Source organism: Globicatella sanguinis NBRC 15551, from assembly GCF_001552295.1.
In the GTDB taxonomy this organism is placed as follows: domain Bacteria; phylum Bacillota; class Bacilli; order Lactobacillales; family Aerococcaceae; genus Globicatella; species Globicatella sanguinis.
The window spans coordinates 1-2,621 of record NZ_BCQX01000179.1 but is presented as its reverse complement, the minus strand read 5'-3'; the positions used below and the strand labels follow the sequence as shown (position 1 = coordinate 2,621).

The following is a 2,621-nucleotide window of genomic DNA, read 5'->3' as shown; positions in this document are numbered from 1 at the left end:
ATTAAAAGAATCCATACATAACGGAAAGAGCCGATAAAATGAGATTGTATTAATCTCATTTTATCGGCTCTGCGTCTTTGCGTCTGGCTCTGTAATCACAGTTACTTTGAACTGCTTTATTTCAATTAAATTTTCTTGTCTGCATTTCGGACAATAGAGGGGGAATTTTTTTAATTCAGTATCTTCCCTTATCTTTAATCGTGTTTTATTTCCACATACAGGACACAATATCCACTTGTAGTTTATAATAACTATCTCCTCCTTTACACTTTAATTCAAATCTTTATTAAAAAATATTTCATCTTATTTAACAAGAAACCATATTTATATAACAACATAAAATACACTAAGTTATTTTATTGAACATATATCGTACTTTATCTATCCGACTATTTGGACGACGGGGCTGGCAAACAGGTTCACCGGTAGTAACATGGTACCCTTTTAACTCTGTTAAACAAACACTACGTCCATTTGTAAAGAAAGTTAAATCACTACGATATTCTTGAATACACCGAGCAGGGATTTCTCCACTAAGAATGACCTCATTATTTTTCAATTGAGTGTCTACGATGTTCGCACAATATTTAGGAGCATCGTTGTATGCTCGTGAAAGATATTCCTGTGGCGCATAAATTTTAAAACTAAGATATGGCTCTAACAATTCTGTTCCAGCTTTTTTTAAGACTTGTTCCAATACAATAGGAGCAAGCATCCGAAAATCTGCTGGGGTACTAACAGGGCTATAGTATAAGCCATACTTAAAACAGATTTTACAGTCCGTCACATTCCAACCATACAATCCTTGTTCACAGCCATAGCGTATCCCCTCCATAACTGCATTTTGAAACGATTGATTTAAGTATCCAAGAGAAACCGAGCTCTCATACTGTACTCCGCTCCCTAATGGAAGCGGTGCTACAGATAGACCAATGGAAGCCCAGAAAGGATTCGGTGGAACTTCGATGTGAATGGTATACTCTGCTTTTTTTAACGGTCTTTCCATATAAATGACTGTAGGCTCTTTTATTTCTATCTCCACATGATACTTTTCTTGCAGCAGAGCACAAGTCACTTCCATTTGTACTTTCCCTAAGAAAGAAAGTATGATTTCATGTGTCGCAGAATCCACATAATATCGCAGAAGCGGGTCACTGTCGGAGATTTCTAAAAGTGCATCAAGTAACATTTCCCTTTGTTGAGGTTTGCTCGGTTCAACAGTCGTTTGCAGCAGAGGGAGGGGATTTTCAATTCTCTCTCTCTGTGGCAATGGCTTTGTATCTCCAAGAACACTATTTAACTTCAAAAACTCATTCTGCAAAATAACAATTTCCCCGGAATAAGCCTTATCGATTTTACATAATTCACCATTTATTGAAGTATACATTTCTGTAATTTTTATTTTTTCCTTTTCCGATATTCTAACCGAATCTCGCAAATGCAGTACGCCACTATAAAGACGTATATATGCAAGACGCTGTCTTTTTTCCGAATACTCAATTTTGAAAACTTTTCCGCAAAGTTCAGACTGACCTCGATGTGTTGATGAATAAAATTTATTCGTAATCACTTCTATAAGGTTATCAATCCCTATATTGTTTTTTGCACTTCCGTGATAAACAGGGAACAGGGAACAATTATGAAATCTTATGCTTTCCTCTTGTTCGAGTTCTAATGCTTCCAATAATTTCCCAGACGTATATTTCTCCAAAAGGTAATCATTTCCTTCTATTACCATATCCCATTGTTCAGATTCGGTAAAGTTCATTACACGCATATTAGGATGCAGTTCTACCTTCTGTTTGATTACAATTTCCGCAGAAAGTTTCTCTTTAATATCCTGATAAACCGTTGATAAATCAATTCCATTTTGGTCAATCTTATTGATAAAAAAGATTGTGGGAATACCTATTTTCCTAAGTGCATGAAACAATATACGAGTTTGTGCTTGTACGCCATCTTTTGCAGAAATCAGTAGAATTGCCCCATCTAATACTGATAATGAACGATATACTTCTGCTAAAAAATCCATATGTCCTGGCGTGTCTATGATGTTAATCTTAGTATTTTTCCACTGAAAAGAGGTTATCGCCGTCTGAATTGTAATTCCTCTCTGACGTTCTAAAAGCGTATTATCCGTTTTCGTTGTACCTCTGTCCACGCTTCCTAATTCTGTAATCGCTCCACTGTTATATAATAAGCTTTCTGTTAAGGTAGTTTTTCCCGCATCAACATGAGCTAAAACTCCAATATTAATAATTTTCATGTGATTTTCCTCCATTCAAAAGCCCAAAAGGGCATAAAAATCCCAGTGATAAATACTCTTATCACTGGGATTTTTATGCATAACCATAGGCATACAAAGCATACAGATATTCTCCGGATACTTTAGAATCACATGATAAAGGTATTCTTAAACTGGGTACAAAAAACTAAGCCCTCCTAAAAAAGGACATCCAATTATTTGTTCCCACTATCAAATTGACAGTTTATTTAAGAATACCTTGCCGCATATTTATTAACTCCTTTTAAATAGATACTTAAATAATAGCACGTAAGAGCATATTTGTAAAGGAATCTCCAATTTTTTATCAAAGAGAGTACGTGATTACAAAATAGGG

At 35.3% G+C, this 2,621-nt stretch carries 2 protein-coding genes and 1 pseudogene; all 3 read right to left on the bottom strand.

Going from position 1 to position 2,621, the window contains the following annotated elements:
* Positions 1-60 precede the first annotated feature (60 nt).
* On the bottom strand, positions 61-228 hold the full coding sequence (locus GSA01S_RS09885) for a cysteine-rich KTR domain-containing protein (protein WP_000336323.1): 168 nt from the start codon (positions 226-228) through the stop codon (positions 61-63).
* A 118-nt stretch (positions 229-346) separates the two neighbouring features.
* Complete coding sequence (gene tet(M), locus GSA01S_RS09880) at positions 347-2,266, bottom strand: tetracycline resistance ribosomal protection protein Tet(M) (RefSeq protein WP_066127145.1); 1,920 nt, start codon at positions 2,264-2,266, stop codon at positions 347-349.
* 15 nt (positions 2,267-2,281) lie between these two features.
* Positions 2,282-2,329: pseudogene (locus GSA01S_RS11280) on the bottom strand (hypothetical protein); the annotation flags it as partial.
* Positions 2,330-2,621 lie beyond the last annotated feature (292 nt).